Raw genomic sequence first — 16,202 nt, 5'->3', positions numbered from 1 at the left:
TTCGCGCCTTTCCGTTCCGGTTTTTCCGGCGGTTTTTCTGTTGTTTTCTCTCTGGTTTTTCGCCAACCATTCGCGCTTCGCGCTCACGGTTTTACCGCCTTTTTTCTCACTTTTTTGTGCGCATTTTCGGGGGTTTTCCAATTGCTTCCAAGGTGATTTCTACACCTCTTTCGTGTGCATTTCCACCGACCCGCGTACTCTGTTTTGCCGGGAATGCAGAATGCCCCCTGAGTGTATACTCAGGGGGCATTCTTGGCAATCGCGCTAAGCGTTCTTCTGCTGCGACGGGGCGTAGTAGGCCAGGATCTGCGCCTCGGTGTAGCACTCCTTTCCGCTGATCTCGACACCCCGGGGGAAGTCGTCGCGACGTGCCTTGTGCTGGCGGAGGGTGTCGTACTTGGGCACGCCTTCCGCAGGGCCCAGGCGGCGGGAGATCTCGGCCAGGGGCAGCAGCTCGGGGGGTGCGGTGGGGTCCTGGAGGTCCTCCTGGGCGGGGTGGCCGGCCTGCCCGGGGACGAGCCGCAGCCTGTCACGCGGGGCTGTCACGCCGCCCTGTGTGGCTGTCACGTCGGCCCCCTCGTGTGACACGCGACCTGCGGTTTCGTCATCCGGACCACCCAGAGGGGCCCCGTTGGCTCCCAGGGCGGCTCCGTCACGTGACATGCGCTCCAGGAGGTCCGGCCGGCGCCGCGGCGACGGGGTCGGAGGCAGGACGTAGAGCCGGTCGCGGTTCCAGCCGTGGCGGGCGCGCAGGGTCGTGGCGTATTCCCGCATGCGGCCCTCTGCCTTTTCGGTGCGCTCCTCCTTTGTGAGTTTCCGGTCTTCCGGGTCCTCCACGATTGCGTATGCGGCCTGGAATCGGAATGCGTTGCCGTTTTTCACGCCAACGAGCCGACCGGCCTTCCTCTCGGACGGGGGCATTGCAACATTGCTGCCGATGATGCGGTCCCACTGCTTTTTCGCGTAGGCGCCCATGAGCTTGTACGGGAAAAGGAGCCCGAGGGAGACGCCGCCGAAATCGGTGTCGCGGAGGTCCTGGAATACGGCGACCACGTGCACATTCACCTGACGTCCCCTGCGGAGAACGGAAGCAACCTTCGTCCAAATGGGGTCCTGGCTCGGTGCTCCCGGCTCCTTGGTTTCCGCCCACACCGTCTTGAGGATGTCGGTCAGTTCGTTGCACTCCTCAAGGAAGAGGAACAGCGGCGGGAATTCTGTGCACCCTTCGCGCATTTCGTAGAACCGCGAGTCGGTGACCTGTGAGGCCCATTCCAGGACGCGGCGCATGTCCCCGCCCTGCCCCGGGTCGTCGTAGATGTGGACGCCTTCGATGCCGTGGAGGCATTGCAGGGAGACCATTTTCGGGTCGATGGCGACGACGGTGCCGCGCTGCCGGATGACCTGTACCGCGAGGGTCTGGAGGAGGGAGGACTTACCGCCGCCGGTGCCGACCGACACCGCGATGTGGGACTCCTCCCCGATCAGCGGCAGCTCGGTGATCTCATCCTGGGCGTCAACGCCGAGGATGTAGGTCCCCTCGGGCGCGGCCTCGATGGCTTCCTGCATCCGCTCGCCGAACAGGTCGACCTTCGCGGGCGGCTCGGGGTCGGGGGCGGTCTTGGTCGGCCGCTTGTGGGTCCAGTCGGCGTACTGCTCCTGGCCCTGGCGGTGCCAGCGCCCGGCCCACTCTCCCGGGAGTCGGCTGTTCATCAGCGTGCTGAGGACGTCCTTCTCGTGGTCGGAGCCGACATAGCTCCACGGGAGCTTGAGGCGGATACGGGCGCCCTCCGCGCGCAGTTGGTCGGGCAGGTGCAGCCACTCGTGCCGCTGTGCGTCCTCGGGCAGGCCCAGCAGGGGGCGCAGGGCGGCCCACAGGGGCGGGCCGTAGAGCGCGTCGTCGCTGGGGCCGGGCGGGGTCCAGCGCTGGGCTGCGAGGGTGCCGCCGACGAGCGCCAGGACGACGCCGCCGAGGGTCCAGCCGCGCCAGGCCGGGACGACGAGCCCGCACAGGGCGGCCAGGGCGATCCAGCGGGCCGCTGCGCGGTAGACGTAGGGCCAGCAGTGCCAGGCGTCCATGGCCGCGCGTACGGCCCGCAGGACGCGGGCGGTCGCGCGGGCCTTGCGGGCGGTCCATGCCAGGGCGGTGGAGAGGGTGCGCCAGACCGGGGCGCTGGTGTGCAGGAAGCGGGCGAGCGCTCCGTCCCGGGCGACGGAGCGGCGGGCGATGCGCCGGCCGATGCCGGGCCGCGGCTTGGTGAGAGAGATGCGGGGCGGGGCGGCGGCGACGGAGCCGAGCTGGGCGACGGCTTTGCCGGAGTCCTCCAGGGTGGGGATCGGCCGACCGACCTTCCACCAGGTCGCGGTCGAGCGCTTGGTGGTGGGGGAGGTGGGGTGCAGCTCCTTGCCGGAGAGGTAGCGGGCCGTGATGCGGGTGGCGCGCCACAGGCCCTGGCCTGCGGCGGCCAGGGCTTTGGCGGCGGCCTGTTCGTTCTCCTTGCTGCCCTTGGGGCCGGGCTTGTCGTCGCCCTTGCAGACGGCGTAGAGGAGGCCTCCGGCCAGGAGGAGGATGCCGCCGGAGCCGGAGAGGAGGCCGGTCAGGTCCAGTTGGGCGGTGTGGGTGGCGGCTGACTCGATTGCGGTGTGCAGGTGCGGCTGGGGGGTCATGCTCGGTGCGGTCCTTCCTCCGTGTGTGGGTGGGACCGGCCGCCCGGCAGGGGCTTCCATTGGCGTGGTGTGTGCCCTGCCGGGCGGCGCGGCCCTGGGTACTGTGCGGCGGCTGGCCTGTGGACAGATTTCCGGCCGCTCACCTGCTACAGGTGTTGTTGTACGTGGTCGGTGTGACAGTGCGTACCGGGTTTTTCACATCAGGCGGCCAGGCCGGGGGCGTGGTCGTCCTGGTGGTGCACCGCGTCCTGGTGGTGCACCGGGGTCTGTTCCTGGGCGGGGAGGGGTCCGGCGGTGCGTGCGGCGTCCATGACGCGGGTGGCGCGGCCGGTGCCGATGCCGAGTGCGCGGGCGGTGCGGCGCTGCCCTCCGGTGGTGAACTTCGCACCGTCTTCGGTGAGTTTGCCCCGAAGGATGTCGATAAGTTCGTCGTCGGTGACGTCTGCACCGGCGCTGACCTGCGGGAGTGCATCATCGGTGCAGTCCTGGCACGGGCAGTCCCGGCCGCCGGTGCACACCGACGGTGCGGTGTCGGCGGCCTCGGTGCGGTCCTCGTCGGCTGCGGTGCGGGTGTCGGTGCGGGAGACGATCGTCTCCAGTGCGGCATCGGCTGCACCGGCCCGGCGCTGGGACAGGCGGGCCATGTCCCGGGTGCGGGTACGGCGCCGGGCCTCCTGCACCGCCAGGCGCAGGTCCTGCACCGGGACCCGTCCCTGGGCGCGCTGGGCACGCATGTCGTGCCAGCGGGCGCGCACCGCCCAGCCGTCGAGTGCACCGAAGAGCTTGTAGAGGTGCAGCCCGGCGCGGGCGACGCGCACCCGGCGGGTGGCCTCCTCCTGGCTCAGGGTCTCGTCGGCGGCCAGCTCCATGCGGACGCGCACCCACTCGACGGGGTGCAGGAGGCGGACCGCGGACAGGCGGCGGTCGACCCAGGTGCCCTCGGCCTCCTTCTTGGCCTTACGGGCGGTGCGGCGCTTCTCCAGCGTGCCGATCTCGTAGAGGACACCCGCGATGACGGGCCAGACCATGCGGGCCAGGACGCCGCCGAGGGTGTCGGCCTCCTGGGCGGAGAACGCAGCCGAGATCGCGATGAAGACCCACACCAGGGAGCCGGAGAGACCGGCCGACTCGGCGCCGGCCGCCCTGCGGCGGGCCCGGCGGGCGCAGACCAGCGCCGCGATGTCCAGGCTGATGAAGGGCAGCCAGGACTCCCAGCGGCCCAGGTGCATGACGTCGGCCCCGAACGCGCGCAGCCCGGTCGAGCTGAGGTAGGCGGCGGCGGAGGCGACGGCCAGGGTCATCCAGTCCTCGATCCGGGCGCCGTGCTGGGCCAGGTCGGGACGGGAGCCACGGCGCCAGGCGCGGGCGCCCAGCACGGGCGCCAGTACCAGGACGAGAGCCGCGAGGGTGACGTACCAGTGGTCGGTCAGCCATGCGGCAGCGGTCGAGATCGTCACTTGCGGGCTCCCTTCTCGGTGTCGCGGGCCAGGCCGCGGAGCTTGGTGGCCATCCAGCCGAACGCCACCACGCTGGCGACGGCGCCGACGGTGACGGGGAGGGCGGCAGCGGAGACGGCGCCGATGATGCCCATGAGGGTGCCGCCGCACAGGACGACGACGGCGACGGTGCAGCCGGTGCAGACCACCAGGACGGTGAGCATCACGACCGTGATGACCACCAGCTCCCGCAGCCACGGGGAGAGGGTCGCTCCCTCGGGGAGCTGGACGGTGATCTGCGGCGGGGCCTGGCCGACCGTGAAGTGGTACGGGACTCCGTCGCGGTACTCGACGTGCGGGGGCCGGTGGTGGGCGGGGAGCGGCTGGTCAGCGCTCTGATATGACGTCACTACGTCGTGAGGGCGCGGTGTCAGGTCGCGGGAGTCCATCAGTGGCTCTCCTTGGTCGGCAGGGGCATGGCGCGGCAGATCTCGGCGTGGGCCTGGGCCCAGGCGCGGGCGGCGTACTCGGCCTCGGCGGCGGCCTCGGAGACGGTGAGCCACGCACCGCGGGGGTGGGTGTTCCACTCCCGGCCCTCGTGCTGGGGGCAGCCGTGGCACTCCGCGAACGTGGCGGCGACGTCGCCCTCGTCGTCGCGCGGGCCGGTCTCGCGGACGTCCACCAGGGCGCCGGCCGCCGTGAGGTAGCGGGCGACGACTCCGGGGGGCCAGCCCTCCACCTGGGCGAGCCGGGGCGCGGGCGCGGCGGCCTTCCGGGTCCTCTCGGCCTGCGCTTCCTGCCTCAAGTCGGCCAGGAAGGTATTGGCCTGCCGCTGTGCTTCCTTGTCCTGGCGGGTGAGGAACAGCCGGACCGCTGCCACTGCCACCGTGCGGCCGGAGCGGGCCAGGACCCGCTCGTACGCCTGGTGATACGCCAGCGGGCTCTCCGCGTCGGCGGCCCGCAGCTCCTCCGCGGCGGTCTCCGCCTGCCTCTCGGTGTCCTGATCCAGCATGATCGTGTCCTTTCGTGACGTCATGGGCTTACGCCGCAATGGCGTCGTGGTCGGTGTGTGCGGGCTGGTCAGCGCAGTGGGGGCAGCAGCCCAGCGAGGTCGGGATGACGTACTCGTACTGGGTGCGGCAGTCCGGGCAGGTGCGGCGGGCGCGCATCATCTGCTCGTGCGCGGTCCAGCGGGCCGGGGTCATCGGCCGGACGGGCTGCGCGAGGTCGAGCCGGTAGAGGTAGGCCACGCGCAGCTGTCCGTAGCGGTGCCAGAGGATCTGCGCGGCGACCGGCTGGCCGCCGGGGCGGAGGCCCTGGGCGCGGAGCTGCCGCCGGGTGGCGAGCCCGCCGGGGGCGAGCCGACGCGGGTAGGTCGGGATGCCGTACTCGGTGCCGTCCGGGTCGTAGAACCGCATCTCAGGGCCTCCTCTCGGTGATCGGTGACGTCATGGCGTCGTGAGGGTGTGAGGGTGTGACGTCAGAACGGGGGTGACAGGGGCGTGTCGTCGGGGTCGTCCTCGTAGGGCAGGCCGCCCCAGTCGGCCACGCGGTCGGCCCACTCCCGGCCGACGTGCGTCAGCGGCCGGCCGCGGGGACCACCCCGGAACCACCGGGCGGTGTCGGCCAGGTAGATGCTGGCCATACCCAGCGCGACCGCCGTGAGGACCGCATTCCACGGAGTGGCGCCCCAGCTGGTGGCCGCCGCGTAGACGGCGACCTCCACCACGGTGGCGACCACCAGCTCGACGTAGGCCAGGAGGAGGGCCAGCAGGGCAGCGACGTGCGCGCGCATCGCACTCACCTCACGATCATCGAGTCGGGGTGGCGACCGCCCATGTGGGCGACGCAGGCCGGGCAGTCCTGGCGCGGGGCCAGGTGCCGGTGAGCGTCCCGAGCATGGGCGTGGTACCAGCACTGCCGGCACTCGCCCTTGGGCGGGTTCAGCGCGTCCGCCACGGTCACCACCAGCCCTTGCGCTGGGCCTTGGCGTCGGCCTTGGCCTGCGCCTTGCGGTCCCGCTCGCGCTGGGCGGCGGCCTCCTCGCGGGCGATCCGCGCCTCGGCCTCCGACCAGACGCGGTCGATGGCCGCACCCTGCTTCGCGCCGGAGTTGCCCCGGCCCTCCTTCACGCCGCCCACGGTCGCGGCGGCCAGGACGCGGGCCTTCTCGCTGCTGTTCAGCGCCCACAGCTCACGGCGCTGCACGGCGGTCAGACGGTCAGTCATCTTCAGCCCCTCTTCGGGTAGGTGTGGCCCGCGGGCGGGTTCGCGGACTCGTTGACGTACAGGGCATGGGCGACGACGGTCTCGAACTGGTCGATCTCGCGGTCGGGGTCCAGCGACGCGCCCAGCGCCGCCATCAGGCCCTCGTTCCGCTCCCGGTCATCGCGGTGGGTCTCACGGCGGATGCTCATCAGCGCACCCCGATCTGCTGGCAGCCGCATACCTTCTGCGACCCGGCCACGTCCGCACCGCAGAACCAGCACGTCCAGCACGAGCGGGCCAGCCGCGCGATCCGGCCCGCCATCAGGCCGCCCTCCCGGTCTCGACCCGCAGCGGGCAGACCTCCCGGTGCCTGGTGACCCCGGCCCCGGTCAGCGCCTGGACCTCCTGGACACCCCGGGCGCGCTCGACGTGCCCGCAGGGACAGGTGAACGTCGCGGTCGGGACCGGAAGGGCGCGGGTCGGACCGACCACGTCCAGGCCGTAGAACGTGCGCACGTCAGCACTCATGCGGCCACCGCCGTTCCAGCGCTGCGGCGGATCATGTGCCAGGAGTTCAGGGCGGAGTCGGGCGCGTGCCGCTGGAGCGGACCGCGCGCGAGGTTGGTGCGGTAGGAGACCTCACGCGGGGCGAATCCCCGAGTGAGGAGGATTCGGCCGGCCGCGACCGCCTCCGCCTCAGTGAGGTCCGCGGGGTCGAGCAACCCGTTGACCGCGCGCTCGACCGCAATGAGGTCGAGGCCGGCCAGGACGGTGGAGCTGGTGAGCAGGGTCAGGTAGCCGGAATCGGGGCTGGTCGGGGTCATCGCGTCGAGCCGAGCCAGGACTCGGCGAGTCAGCGGCCGGGCCGTACGATCCGTCATGGGATCGCCCTCCTGTTGTGGCAGGTGGTGGTCTCTCCCTGGCCAGGGATTGCGCCCCTGGCCAGGGGCGGAGCTTCCTGTGCAGCTCCCTTGTGCTTCCGTCCGTACGAAACGGGCGGAAAAGGCAGCCGACAGACGCTCACTTGCCCTCGTCCGCCAGTCGGGTCCACTCGTGCTTGTTGTGGTCGCGGGCCGCATGCGTACCTCCACCACTTGGACAGGACTGACGGACCGGTACTCACCTCAAGTTGAGGCTCTGTACCGGTACTGATACTGCGCTTCGACTGGCGGAGTGTCAAGCAGTACCGGTACAGTCCTCGTGAGAGGATCACTCCCGTACTGAGAAGGGAGGGCGCATGCCCAGGTATGAAGAGGTCGCAGACGACCTGCGAAGGCGTATCCATTCAGGCGAGTACGGCGTGGGAGCCACGCTGCCCACGTACGCAGACCTGACCGCCACCTACAGCGTTGGGCGCGGCGTCATCAGCTCCGCTCTGGGGGTGCTGGAGCGCGAGGGCCTGATCAGAGTGGTGAAGCGGGCAGGAATCAGGGTCCTGAACTGGCAGATAGAGCGACGCAGGATCGGCCGGGGACAAGCCGTGATGCGAGACCCCGCCCGCGGCTACGTCTTCCCTGCCGCCTCACACGCAGGTGAGCCCTGGGCTACTCACGGCCGTCCCTTTCGGTCCTATGAGCCTGTACCGGACCGAGTGGCAGCTCTGCTGGACGTCGAGCCGGGTATCGCGGTGCTGCGTCGTCGGCGCGTCACCAGCCCGGCCGACGAGCCGCCGTTTCAGATCGTCGACACCTGGCTCTCCCCTATCGCGGTCCGCGATGCGCCCCAGGTGGCGGAAGCGAACACGGGACCCGGTGGCTACATCGACCGATTGGAAGAGTCCGGCCACGGCCCCCTGTCCTGGAGGGAACACGCTCGGGGCCGCACCCCGACGTCCGAAGAGGCCCGGCTCCTGGACATCAGCCCGGAGACGACCGTTCTAGAGCTGACCTTGGTCGGCACGTCTCACAGTCTCGGGCGACCGGTAGACGTGACCGTGAGGGTCATTCCGGCTGACCGGGTGGAGCTGGTCACCGAGCTGCATCGTGACGAGTCCGCCCAATGGCCGGTTACTCCCGTAACGCCGCAAGAGCAGGGCTAAGCCACCAGATCGGCCCATGCGGCGACGTAGGCTGCACAGATCAACTGAACAAGATCCGTAACACGCGAAAACCCGCAGTCCGGGTCCTCTGGAGGGTCGAAGCTTCAGAGGGTCGAAGTCCGGAACAGCGGGTTCGCGTGACCAGCAAGGTCTGCTGCCGAGTGTAAGGCAGTGCGGGGGAGATTTCGCTCCCCCCTATCAGCCAATCACTCCAGCAGTGGGCCAGAAGGGCTCACGTTGAGAGAGCAAGCAACCGCGACTGGCAACGACGCCAGCGGGAGCACGGGAGAGGCAACGGCTTCTCCCAAGGGGAAGAAGAAGGACGGGAGCCCGGCCGGGGCCTACCCGATCCCCGGTATGCGGCCGGGCTGGTACTACCGCCCGGCGGGCCGGGCGATCCTCCACCAGCCCACCGCCGAGGGACCGGTGCACCTGATCGGCACCGTGCCGCGAGTCACCGGCCTGATCGTGCACCTCACCGACGACGGCCAGGACGTCCGCACCGAGTACCAGATCGTGCCCAAGCGGGGCCGGAAGGCCCGGATCGTCACCGAGGACGATCTGGACAAGGGCACCTGGGCGTCGAAGTGCGGGATGCGTCGGCCCACCGGGGGCGACGAGCGGCACGCCTACGCGCGGATGATCCGGGACCTGGCCGACGCCTCCCCCGAGCTGCCCGCCCGCACCTACTACGACCCCGACACCGGGGACCTGATCCTGCCGGACGCCGAGGCCCAGCAGTACGGCTACCGCACGGTGGCCGGCACCGAGAAGGCAGCCCTGGAGGCGTGGGAGGAGATTGGCTACTACGCCACCCAGGACCCGAAGGCCGCACTGGTACTCGGCTCGGTGTTCTCCGGGCTGGCCCTGGACTCCCTGGACGTCCTGGCCCACGTCTTGAACATGGTGGGCCCAGGCCAACAGGGCAAGTCCACCATGCTCGTGACGTGCTCTGCCGCCCTGGGGAACATCAAGCCACGGGCGCAGCAAATCATGATGACCTGGAATGCCTCGAAGCAGGGCACCATGCAGGGGCTGCGGCAGCGTGGCTACCTGCCCATGGCGCTGGACGAACACTCCTCCAGCGGCAGGACGGTCCAGGAGTCGAGCCGGGAGATCAGTCAGATCGTGGCGGGGTGCATCCGCGCAATGGGCGGCGCGGACGGCTCTCCGAAGGAGATCGACGGGTTCTGGCACTCGATCCTGCTGTCGTCCTCGAACGCACCGCTGCGGTTCACGGGACAGACGGAGGACCTGGCCAGCAGGCTGCACGAGATCGAGGCGCCGTTCTTCCCGAACCTGATGCTGGACGCAGAGGGGAGTCCGGTCTCGGCTGGCAGCCGGGGAGCTGAGCATCTGTCCAAGCGGCTCAAGCGGCTGGCCAAGGGGCATGGCGGGTGGCCACTGGAGTGGGCTGTACGCAGCCACATGTTCACCGCGGCGTCGCTGGCAGGGCTCAAGCGGCTGCATCTGGACCTGTGCGCGAAATACCGGCCGCAGTCAGGCGGGATTCCCGCCACCATCGCGGAGATTCACTGCGCGTGGGTGGTCGGGGCGCACATGCTCGGGCACGCCATCGGCGTACCCGAGCTGGGCCCCGCCGCCGAGCGCCACTTGGGGGAGCGGATGAGCACCGCCGTGCAGGCCGCCGAGGAAGCCAACGTTCCCGAGGGCGAGCGGCTGTGGGGCGCGCTGGAGGGGCTGCGGCTGGACTCCGCCGCCTTCCCGTCCATGCACCTGCTGCCCGAGCGGGCGGCGGAAGGCGGAGCGAACAGGCCCAAGGGCTTCATGCAGTCGGAGGAAGGGCCCTGGTGGGTCCTGGACTCCGTGGTCAAGCGCGCTGCCACCGAGGCCGAGGTGAGCAACTTGGCCGCCGCCCTCCAGCACCTCGACAGCCTGGGGGTGCACCGCCGTGGCGACGCGAAGAACGCTCAGCGGCTGCTGCCCAAGCCGGTACGAGCCGCGGGTCTCGGAGTCCGCATGCACTGCTTCGACGTGCAGGTCGCGGACAAGCTCTTCGCACCCTCGGAAGAGGACGACGACGGGGCCGAAACGAACGAGTTCCGGGAGGGGAACGACCCGGGGAACGACCCCGGAACGACCGGGGTCGTTCCGCAAAATGGGGCTCTGACCAGCAGCGGAACGACCGGAACGACCGGAACGACCTCTGAGCTGGTGAACATCTGGAACGGGGGGGGAACGACCGAGGTCGTTCCGCAGGGATCCAGGGTCGTTCCCGCCCCTGCGGGCCCGGTCGATGACCCGCCCGCAGCCGCTGCCGAGGTGGCTGTTCCGCCGATGCCGGCCGAGCCTCCGGTGGTGCTGTATCCGGCCGCCGTCGAGGAGGTCACCGACCGGGGGTTCGCCGCTCTGGTCGAGCGCGCCGAACGGCACCCGGGCCGGACCCTGTCGGCGACGCGGTTCGGTGTGCTGGGCGGCACCTACGAGGGCGTGCGGCTCCATCTGCCCAACCGGGCTCCCATCGAGCTGCCGGTGGAGCCCGGTTCGGTGCACGACACCGCCGAGCTGATGCAGGCCTACAACCTCAAGACCCTGTGGCTGCACGCCTCCGCCCTGCCCGCCCTGGGCCTGCCCGACCACAACGAGCGCCAGGAGCTGGGCGCCGAACAGGCCCGCGCGGCGGAAGGCCTGACCAGCGACCAGATGGTTCCGCCGACGCGGTCCTGGACGCCGGTCGCCCACCCCTGGGCCGACCCGGCGGGCGGACTGCCCGTGACCGAGGTCAAGCCCGCCGGGCTGACCTCCTGGATGACCCTCCTCCTCGAGGGCGGCGCACCCGGGCTGACCGTCTCGGTACCGGCCTGGGAGACCCGCATGGACAAGCCCAAGCAGGGGCGCGGCGGGTTCGGCGGTGCGGCCAGTGCGGAGGAGCTGCTGGACGCGCTGATGGTGTGGCTGACCTCGACGCTGCACGGCACCCAGGAGCACCCGCGAGTGACCCCGTACTACCGGAATCCGAACCGGACCGGGGAGGACTTCGCCGGGGGCCGGGAGCGGGAGGACGTGCGGTGCGAGGCGATCCGCCGCCAGGAGGTGCCCCCGGCCCTGGGGGTGCGGCTGGCGCCGCTGCTGGTGCCGCAGCAGTGGCACCGGCCCCTGAGCGAGGAGGAGGTGGCTGCGGGAGGCTGGGTGCACCAGTACGACAAGTCCGCGGCCTGGCTGCCCGCCTACGGCTCCACCAAGCTCGGTATCGGGGAGCCGACGCACGGCGAGGAAGGCACCCTCTACAGCAAGGCATGCGCCGGGTACTGGCGCGTGGCCGAGGTGCCCTCCCTGCAAGAGGAGCACCTGCCCGGCCTGAGCGTGCGTGAGGCCCCCGAGGGCGGCTACTGGCTGACCACTCCGGGCATGGACCTGCTGCTGGAGCTGCACCCCGGCTGGCAGCCGCGCGTGCTGGAGTCCTGGCACTGGGAGACCAGCAAGGCCGCCCTGTCGGGGATGTACAAGCAGATGACCACCGCGCGGGAGCGGATTCTGCGGGCGGATGAGGAGGGCCGTGCCGGGGCGCGCTGGGCCAAGCAGGTCCACGGCCGCACCTACCAGTCCTTCCGGGGGTATCTGTCGCGGGCGACGGGGCCGCAGGAGGACTGGGAGACCGGGGGCGACTACGCCGCCGACATCTACTACCGGCCGGACTGGGCGCACATGCTGATGCAGGCCGCGACCTGCAATCTCTACCGGAACCTGCGCAAGTTCACGGCCGAGGGGCACCGCCCGGTGAGCGTCTACGTCGACGCCGTCACGCTCATCAGCTCCGAGCGGGACCCGCTGGCCGCCGCACCGCAGAGCATGCCGATCGGCACCAAGGGCGGTCACTGGACGCCGGAGAAGACCGCGCCGCTGGGGGAGCTGCTGCCGCTGCTGGAGAGCACTCCGGGCGGGCCTCACATGGCCCTGGACGCCTACACCAAGACGAAGCGGGGGGATGACTGATGGCCAGGTGGTGGCCGTTCGGCCGTAAGCGCGGCAAGGAAGCCGAAGAGGCACCCGCCCGGCCGCCGGAGGCACCAGCACCGGCTCCGGCCGGGGAGGCTCCGGCCGCGGAGGAGAAGAAGGGTCTGCTCGGGCGGCTCAGGCAGAAGGTCCGGCCGCGGAAGGAGGCTCCGGCCCCGAAGGAGGCGCCGGCCGAACCGTCTCCGGCTCCGGAGCCGTCCGAGGGTCCGGCCGGTACGGCGTCTCAGGGGCCGCTGCCGGGGATGGAGGGTCCCGAGCCCTCGGGCAGCGAGGAGGCCGAGGCTCCCCGCCAGTACCCGGGCAGCCTGTATGTGGAGGCCGAGGGCGACTGGGTGATCTCGCAGACCATGTGGAGCGGGACCATGTCCGGCTCGCTGCACGGGGCCGACGTGAAGACCTTCCTGGACGCCATGGAACAGGACCCGCCCGACTACGACACCGCCATCCCGCTGGTGGGCGACGCCTACGGCATCCCGGGGGAGCTGATCAATATCGGTGAGTCGACCATCAGGTCGGTCAACTGGCACTGACCCCGGCCACCAGGGGGGATTTGAATCGGCGGGCTGGAGCCTGTCAGTACAGGTCATCCCCTGGTTGTGCCCCTGTCCTGCCCCTGTCTCCCGGACAGGGACAGGACAGGGGCACGTCTGCGTCGGACAGGGGTAGGACAGCGGAATGACTGCATACCGGCCCAGCTGCCCGACGCCCGAGTCCGGGGCGCCCTACCTCCCGATCACCTCCACCCGGCACCAGCCCCGACGCCCGGCCCAGGAAGAGGGCCGCGGAGAGAGCGACCCTCCAACCGCTCGAAAGGGTGACGTCACGACGGCCGGAGATCACGACGCAGCGACGTCGTAGCCAGGCTGGTGACGTCCAGCGCTAGGCTGCTGCTCAAGACCAGGAGGATGCATGGCCAAACGTGTTGCCATCGGCACCAACAAGGGCGGCGACGGCAAATCAGCAACAGCGGTACGGCTGACCGAAGCCCTCGCGCAGGGCCAACTCCCCTCCGGGCGCCGGCCGCGTATCGGCGTGGTCGACATGGACCCCCAGGGCAACGCGAGCCGCCGCCTGGGCTGGGTGGACACCGGCAAGCAGCCGACCGTCAACGAAGCCATCAAAGCAGACACGAAGGGCGCCGCCGCCGACCTGTGGCAGCCCATCGGATGGACGGCCGAGTTCGCAGAGCGCATCGTGCTGCTGCCCGCGCGCCTCACACTGGAGAACCGCATCAAGGAAGCGGGCGAGACCGGGGCATGGCGACGGTTGTCCAAGGCCCTCAAAGGAGCCGACGACCATCTGGACTACATCCTGATCGACTGCCATTCCCAGTTCTCCCACCTCACCCAGCTCGCCCTGGCCGCCGCGCACCACACCCTCTCCAGCAGTCAGGCCGACCTGGACAGCCTCAACAGCGCACGGCGGTACCGCGACTTCGTCGTCGAGCGAGGAGAGGACTTGGCAAACGACGATCTGGACTGGCTCGGAGTGATCCTCTCCCAAGTCGATTCACGCAACTCCGGGGAGGTCCAGCAGGTGAAGAACGCCCGTGAGCTGTTCGGAGAAGAGAAGGTCTGGGGCATCGTGCCCCGCATGACCCTCCTGCACTACGCCGACGAGGACGCCAAACCGCTGTGCCAGGTCAGGGACAGCACCAGGGCGCGCGCGCCCTGGGAGCTGCTGGCGCAGCGGTTCATCAAGGAGGTACCGGCCCGATGACATCACGCAGAGCACCCAAGCCGAACGGGGTGCCGGTCGAGACCGGGCTGTCTGCCGTAGGCGACGGGGAAGAGACTCGCCCCCAGCCACCACAAGTCAAAGGCAAGACCGTCCACCTGGGACGCCGACCCGCGCCACCGGCCTCCGGCTCCAGCGCCACCACCGTGCGGTTCGACCCGGAGGAAGTCGACGAGATCGACCGGTGGCTGGTCGACCTGCGCTCAGAGACCGGACAGCGGCGGCTGGACAAGGGAGAGGTCATCCGGGAGCTGCTGCGGCTGGCGCGGTACCACCCCGAGACCCACCGCACTCTCATCCGCCGTCTCCGACACTGACACCGCCAGGTCAGACCCACTGCGCAAAAGCGCTGCGCAGTGGGTCTGACCTGCATTAACGCAGACGTCACGACGGTGCAAGCTCACGACGGCGTGACGTCACGACGCCGTGACGCCGTGAACTCTTGACAGGGAGTACGAAGTTTCGTACTTTGGTGTCGGCCAAGGGGTACGAAAAGTCGTACCCCTACTCCGAGGGAGGGAACCCCATGACCGACACCACCCCCGAGAGCATCCGGCTCACCGCCGACGTCGTCGCCGTGACCCCCGACAACCGCGTGCTGCTGATCGAGCGCGGCTGGGACCCCTATGAGGGGCACTGGGCGCTGCCCGGCGGACACGTCGACCCCGGCGAGACCGCCCAGGCCGCCGCGGTTCGGGAGCTGGAGGAAGAGACCGGAGTGCACGTGGCGGAGGAGGACCTGCAGGAGCTGGGCACCTGGAGCACCCCCGGCCGCGACCCCCGCGGCCGGTACGTCACCACCGCCTATCTCGCCCAAGTGCCGGCCGACACCCAGGCCGCAGCAGACGACGACGCCCGCGACGCCCGCTGGTGGCCGCTGGACGCACTCCCGCACGATCTCGCGTTCGACCATGCCGAGATCCTGGCCAGCGCCCGCACCGAGCTGCCCTGCGACGACACGCTCACCATCCGGGAAGGCGACGCCGCCCGGCACGGAGGCGTCGACATCACGATGTCGTTCACCCCGGAGGAAGCCGCCGGCATCGGCGGGGAACTGGGCCCGATCGCGGACACCCTGCACTCCGCCCTGTGGGGCCTGGCCACCCTGCGCACCGGCTGGGTGCCGGCCGACGCCGACCACCACGCCGACGCACGTCCGGCACGGGAGGCCGGGCCCGAGACCTGGCAGCAGATCATCAGCGACCTGCACCACCGACTGCTGCCCCGTATCGAGGGCATCCGGGATGCCGCGATCCGCCGCCACCACGAAGCGGGCGGCACCCTCCCGTCTCTGGCCAGGGCCATGGACGTGCCCAAGTCAACCGCACAGTCCCGCAGGAACACCCTCATCGACGGCACGCCCTCCACCTGGGCGCGCTGGGCGACCGATGGCGGCCCCCAGCGCGAGCGCTGACTACCCGCCAGCAGGGGCCGCCGTCCACTGGCAGGCGCACGGCGGCCCCCTTCCCCACCCCATCTCACAGAGCAGGAGCCCCCATCATGACCGACACCAGCCCCGCCGCCGTTTTCGCCGCCGTCTTCGTCGCCCTCTATATCGGCCACAGCCTCGGGGACCACTGGGTACAGTCGTCCTGCCAGGCAGCCAGCAAGGGCCAGCCGGGATGGAAGGGCCGACTCGCCTGCGCCCGGCACGTGCTGGGCCTGACCGCGACGAAGGGAGCCGTACTGGCTCCGGTGGTCCTGGCTCTGGAACTGCCGCTGGCGCCGGTCGGGCTGGTGGTCGGCCTGTCCCTGGACGCCGCCTCGCACTACTGGGCCGACCGCCGCACCACGCTCGCCCGGCTGGCCAGCCGATGCGGGACCCCCGACCACCCCGCCGCACCGGCCACCGCCGCGGGCAAGCCCGCCGCCCACCTGGGCACCGGGGCCTACGCCCTCGACCAGTCCTGGCACACCCTGTGGCTGGGCATCACAGCACTCACGATCACCGCAATCTGAGCAAACAACCCTATTTCGCCGCTAAACTCTCCGCAAAAACAAGACGGAAATTCGGAGAGTTTAGCGGCGAAATGCATCGCGTCTTCCGGCTTTCCCCTCCGGGGAAATGCATTCGACCTTCCGGTCGAATTCCCGCCGAATTCCGGCGGGAATGGGCCTATTCTTCTTCGAAGAATAACCGGCCTA

The 16,202-nt window shown here is 70.3% G+C and carries 18 protein-coding genes; 7 read left to right on the top strand and 11 right to left on the bottom strand.

What is annotated here, in order from left to right; all coding sequences use genetic code 11:
* Nucleotides 1–264: 264 nt before the first annotated feature.
* From P2424_RS30920 to P2424_RS30870, 11 genes are all read right to left on the bottom strand, one after another.
* A complete protein-coding gene (locus P2424_RS30920) occupies nt 265–2,664 on the bottom strand; it encodes a hypothetical protein (protein ID WP_276479354.1) in 2,400 nt (799 codons plus the stop codon).
* A gap of 200 nt (nt 2,665–2,864) precedes the next feature.
* Nucleotides 2,865–4,121: a DUF2637 domain-containing protein gene (locus P2424_RS30915; RefSeq protein WP_276479353.1), complete on the bottom strand. Its 1,257-nt coding sequence runs from the start codon at nt 4,119–4,121 to the stop codon at nt 2,865–2,867.
* A complete protein-coding gene (locus P2424_RS30910; RefSeq protein WP_276479352.1) occupies nt 4,118–4,549 on the bottom strand; it encodes a hypothetical protein in 432 nt (143 codons plus the stop codon). Before P2424_RS30910 ends, P2424_RS30915 begins: the two co-directional genes overlap by 4 nt.
* The gene (locus P2424_RS30905; protein WP_276479351.1) at nt 4,549–5,112 is read right to left on the bottom strand and encodes a hypothetical protein; all 564 of its coding nucleotides are present in this window, start codon (nt 5,110–5,112) and stop codon (nt 4,549–4,551) included. The genes P2424_RS30910 and P2424_RS30905 overlap by 1 nt, the downstream gene beginning before the upstream one ends.
* Nucleotides 5,113–5,140: 28 nt before the next feature.
* Nucleotides 5,141–5,518, bottom strand: a complete 378-nt coding sequence (locus tag P2424_RS30900; protein WP_276479350.1) for an RRQRL motif-containing zinc-binding protein — start codon at nt 5,516–5,518, stop codon at nt 5,141–5,143.
* A gap of 62 nt (nt 5,519–5,580) precedes the next feature.
* A complete protein-coding gene (locus P2424_RS30895) occupies nt 5,581–5,904 on the bottom strand; it encodes a hypothetical protein (protein ID WP_276479349.1) in 324 nt (107 codons plus the stop codon).
* A complete protein-coding gene (locus tag P2424_RS30890; protein WP_276479348.1) occupies nt 5,901–6,065 on the bottom strand; it encodes a pRL2-8 in 165 nt (54 codons plus the stop codon). The genes P2424_RS30895 and P2424_RS30890 overlap by 4 nt, the downstream gene beginning before the upstream one ends.
* The gene (locus P2424_RS30885; RefSeq protein ID WP_276479347.1) at nt 6,062–6,328 is read right to left on the bottom strand and encodes a hypothetical protein; all 267 of its coding nucleotides are present in this window, start codon (nt 6,326–6,328) and stop codon (nt 6,062–6,064) included. Before P2424_RS30885 ends, P2424_RS30890 begins: the two co-directional genes overlap by 4 nt.
* Before the next feature lie 2 nt (nt 6,329–6,330).
* Nucleotides 6,331–6,516: a hypothetical protein gene (locus P2424_RS30880; RefSeq protein WP_276479346.1), complete on the bottom strand. Its 186-nt coding sequence runs from the start codon at nt 6,514–6,516 to the stop codon at nt 6,331–6,333.
* A gap of 112 nt (nt 6,517–6,628) precedes the next feature.
* Nucleotides 6,629–6,835, bottom strand: a complete 207-nt coding sequence (locus P2424_RS30875) for a hypothetical protein (protein WP_276479345.1) — start codon at nt 6,833–6,835, stop codon at nt 6,629–6,631.
* On the bottom strand, nt 6,832–7,188 hold the full coding sequence (locus P2424_RS30870) for a hypothetical protein (RefSeq protein ID WP_276479344.1): 357 nt from the start codon (nt 7,186–7,188) through the stop codon (nt 6,832–6,834). The genes P2424_RS30875 and P2424_RS30870 overlap by 4 nt, the downstream gene beginning before the upstream one ends.
* A 356-nt stretch (nt 7,189–7,544) precedes the next feature.
* On the opposite strand from P2424_RS30870, the gene P2424_RS30865 reads away from it, so the two are divergent.
* From P2424_RS30865 to P2424_RS30835, 7 genes are all read left to right on the top strand, one after another.
* Nucleotides 7,545–8,345, top strand: coding sequence for a GntR family transcriptional regulator (locus tag P2424_RS30865; RefSeq protein WP_276479343.1), 801 nt, complete (start codon nt 7,545–7,547; stop codon nt 8,343–8,345).
* Between the two features lie 237 nt (nt 8,346–8,582).
* Nucleotides 8,583–12,299, top strand: coding sequence for a DUF927 domain-containing protein (locus tag P2424_RS30860; RefSeq protein ID WP_276479342.1), 3,717 nt, complete (start codon nt 8,583–8,585; stop codon nt 12,297–12,299).
* Complete coding sequence (locus P2424_RS30855) at nt 12,299–12,850, top strand: hypothetical protein (protein ID WP_276479341.1); 552 nt, start codon at nt 12,299–12,301, stop codon at nt 12,848–12,850. The genes P2424_RS30860 and P2424_RS30855 overlap by 1 nt, the downstream gene beginning before the upstream one ends.
* A gap of 379 nt (nt 12,851–13,229) precedes the next feature.
* Complete coding sequence (locus P2424_RS30850; protein ID WP_276479340.1) at nt 13,230–14,039, top strand: ParA family protein; 810 nt, start codon at nt 13,230–13,232, stop codon at nt 14,037–14,039.
* Nucleotides 14,036–14,374 (top strand): hypothetical protein, encoded by a 339-nt coding sequence (locus P2424_RS30845; protein WP_276479339.1) that lies wholly within the window; start codon nt 14,036–14,038, stop codon nt 14,372–14,374. The genes P2424_RS30850 and P2424_RS30845 overlap by 4 nt, the downstream gene beginning before the upstream one ends.
* Before the next feature lie 209 nt (nt 14,375–14,583).
* Nucleotides 14,584–15,471: an NUDIX hydrolase gene (locus P2424_RS31070; RefSeq protein WP_346660134.1), complete on the top strand. Its 888-nt coding sequence runs from the start codon at nt 14,584–14,586 to the stop codon at nt 15,469–15,471.
* A gap of 86 nt (nt 15,472–15,557) precedes the next feature.
* The gene (locus tag P2424_RS30835) at nt 15,558–16,016 is read left to right on the top strand and encodes a transcriptional regulator (protein ID WP_276479338.1); all 459 of its coding nucleotides are present in this window, start codon (nt 15,558–15,560) and stop codon (nt 16,014–16,016) included.
* Nucleotides 16,017–16,202: the final 186 nt, after the last annotated feature.

Origin of the sequence: Streptomyces sp. WMMB303 (assembly GCF_029351045.1) — a bacterium.
GTDB lineage: Bacteria > Actinomycetota > Actinomycetes > Streptomycetales > Streptomycetaceae > Streptomyces.
This window is presented reverse-complemented; position numbering and strand designations above follow the sequence as displayed.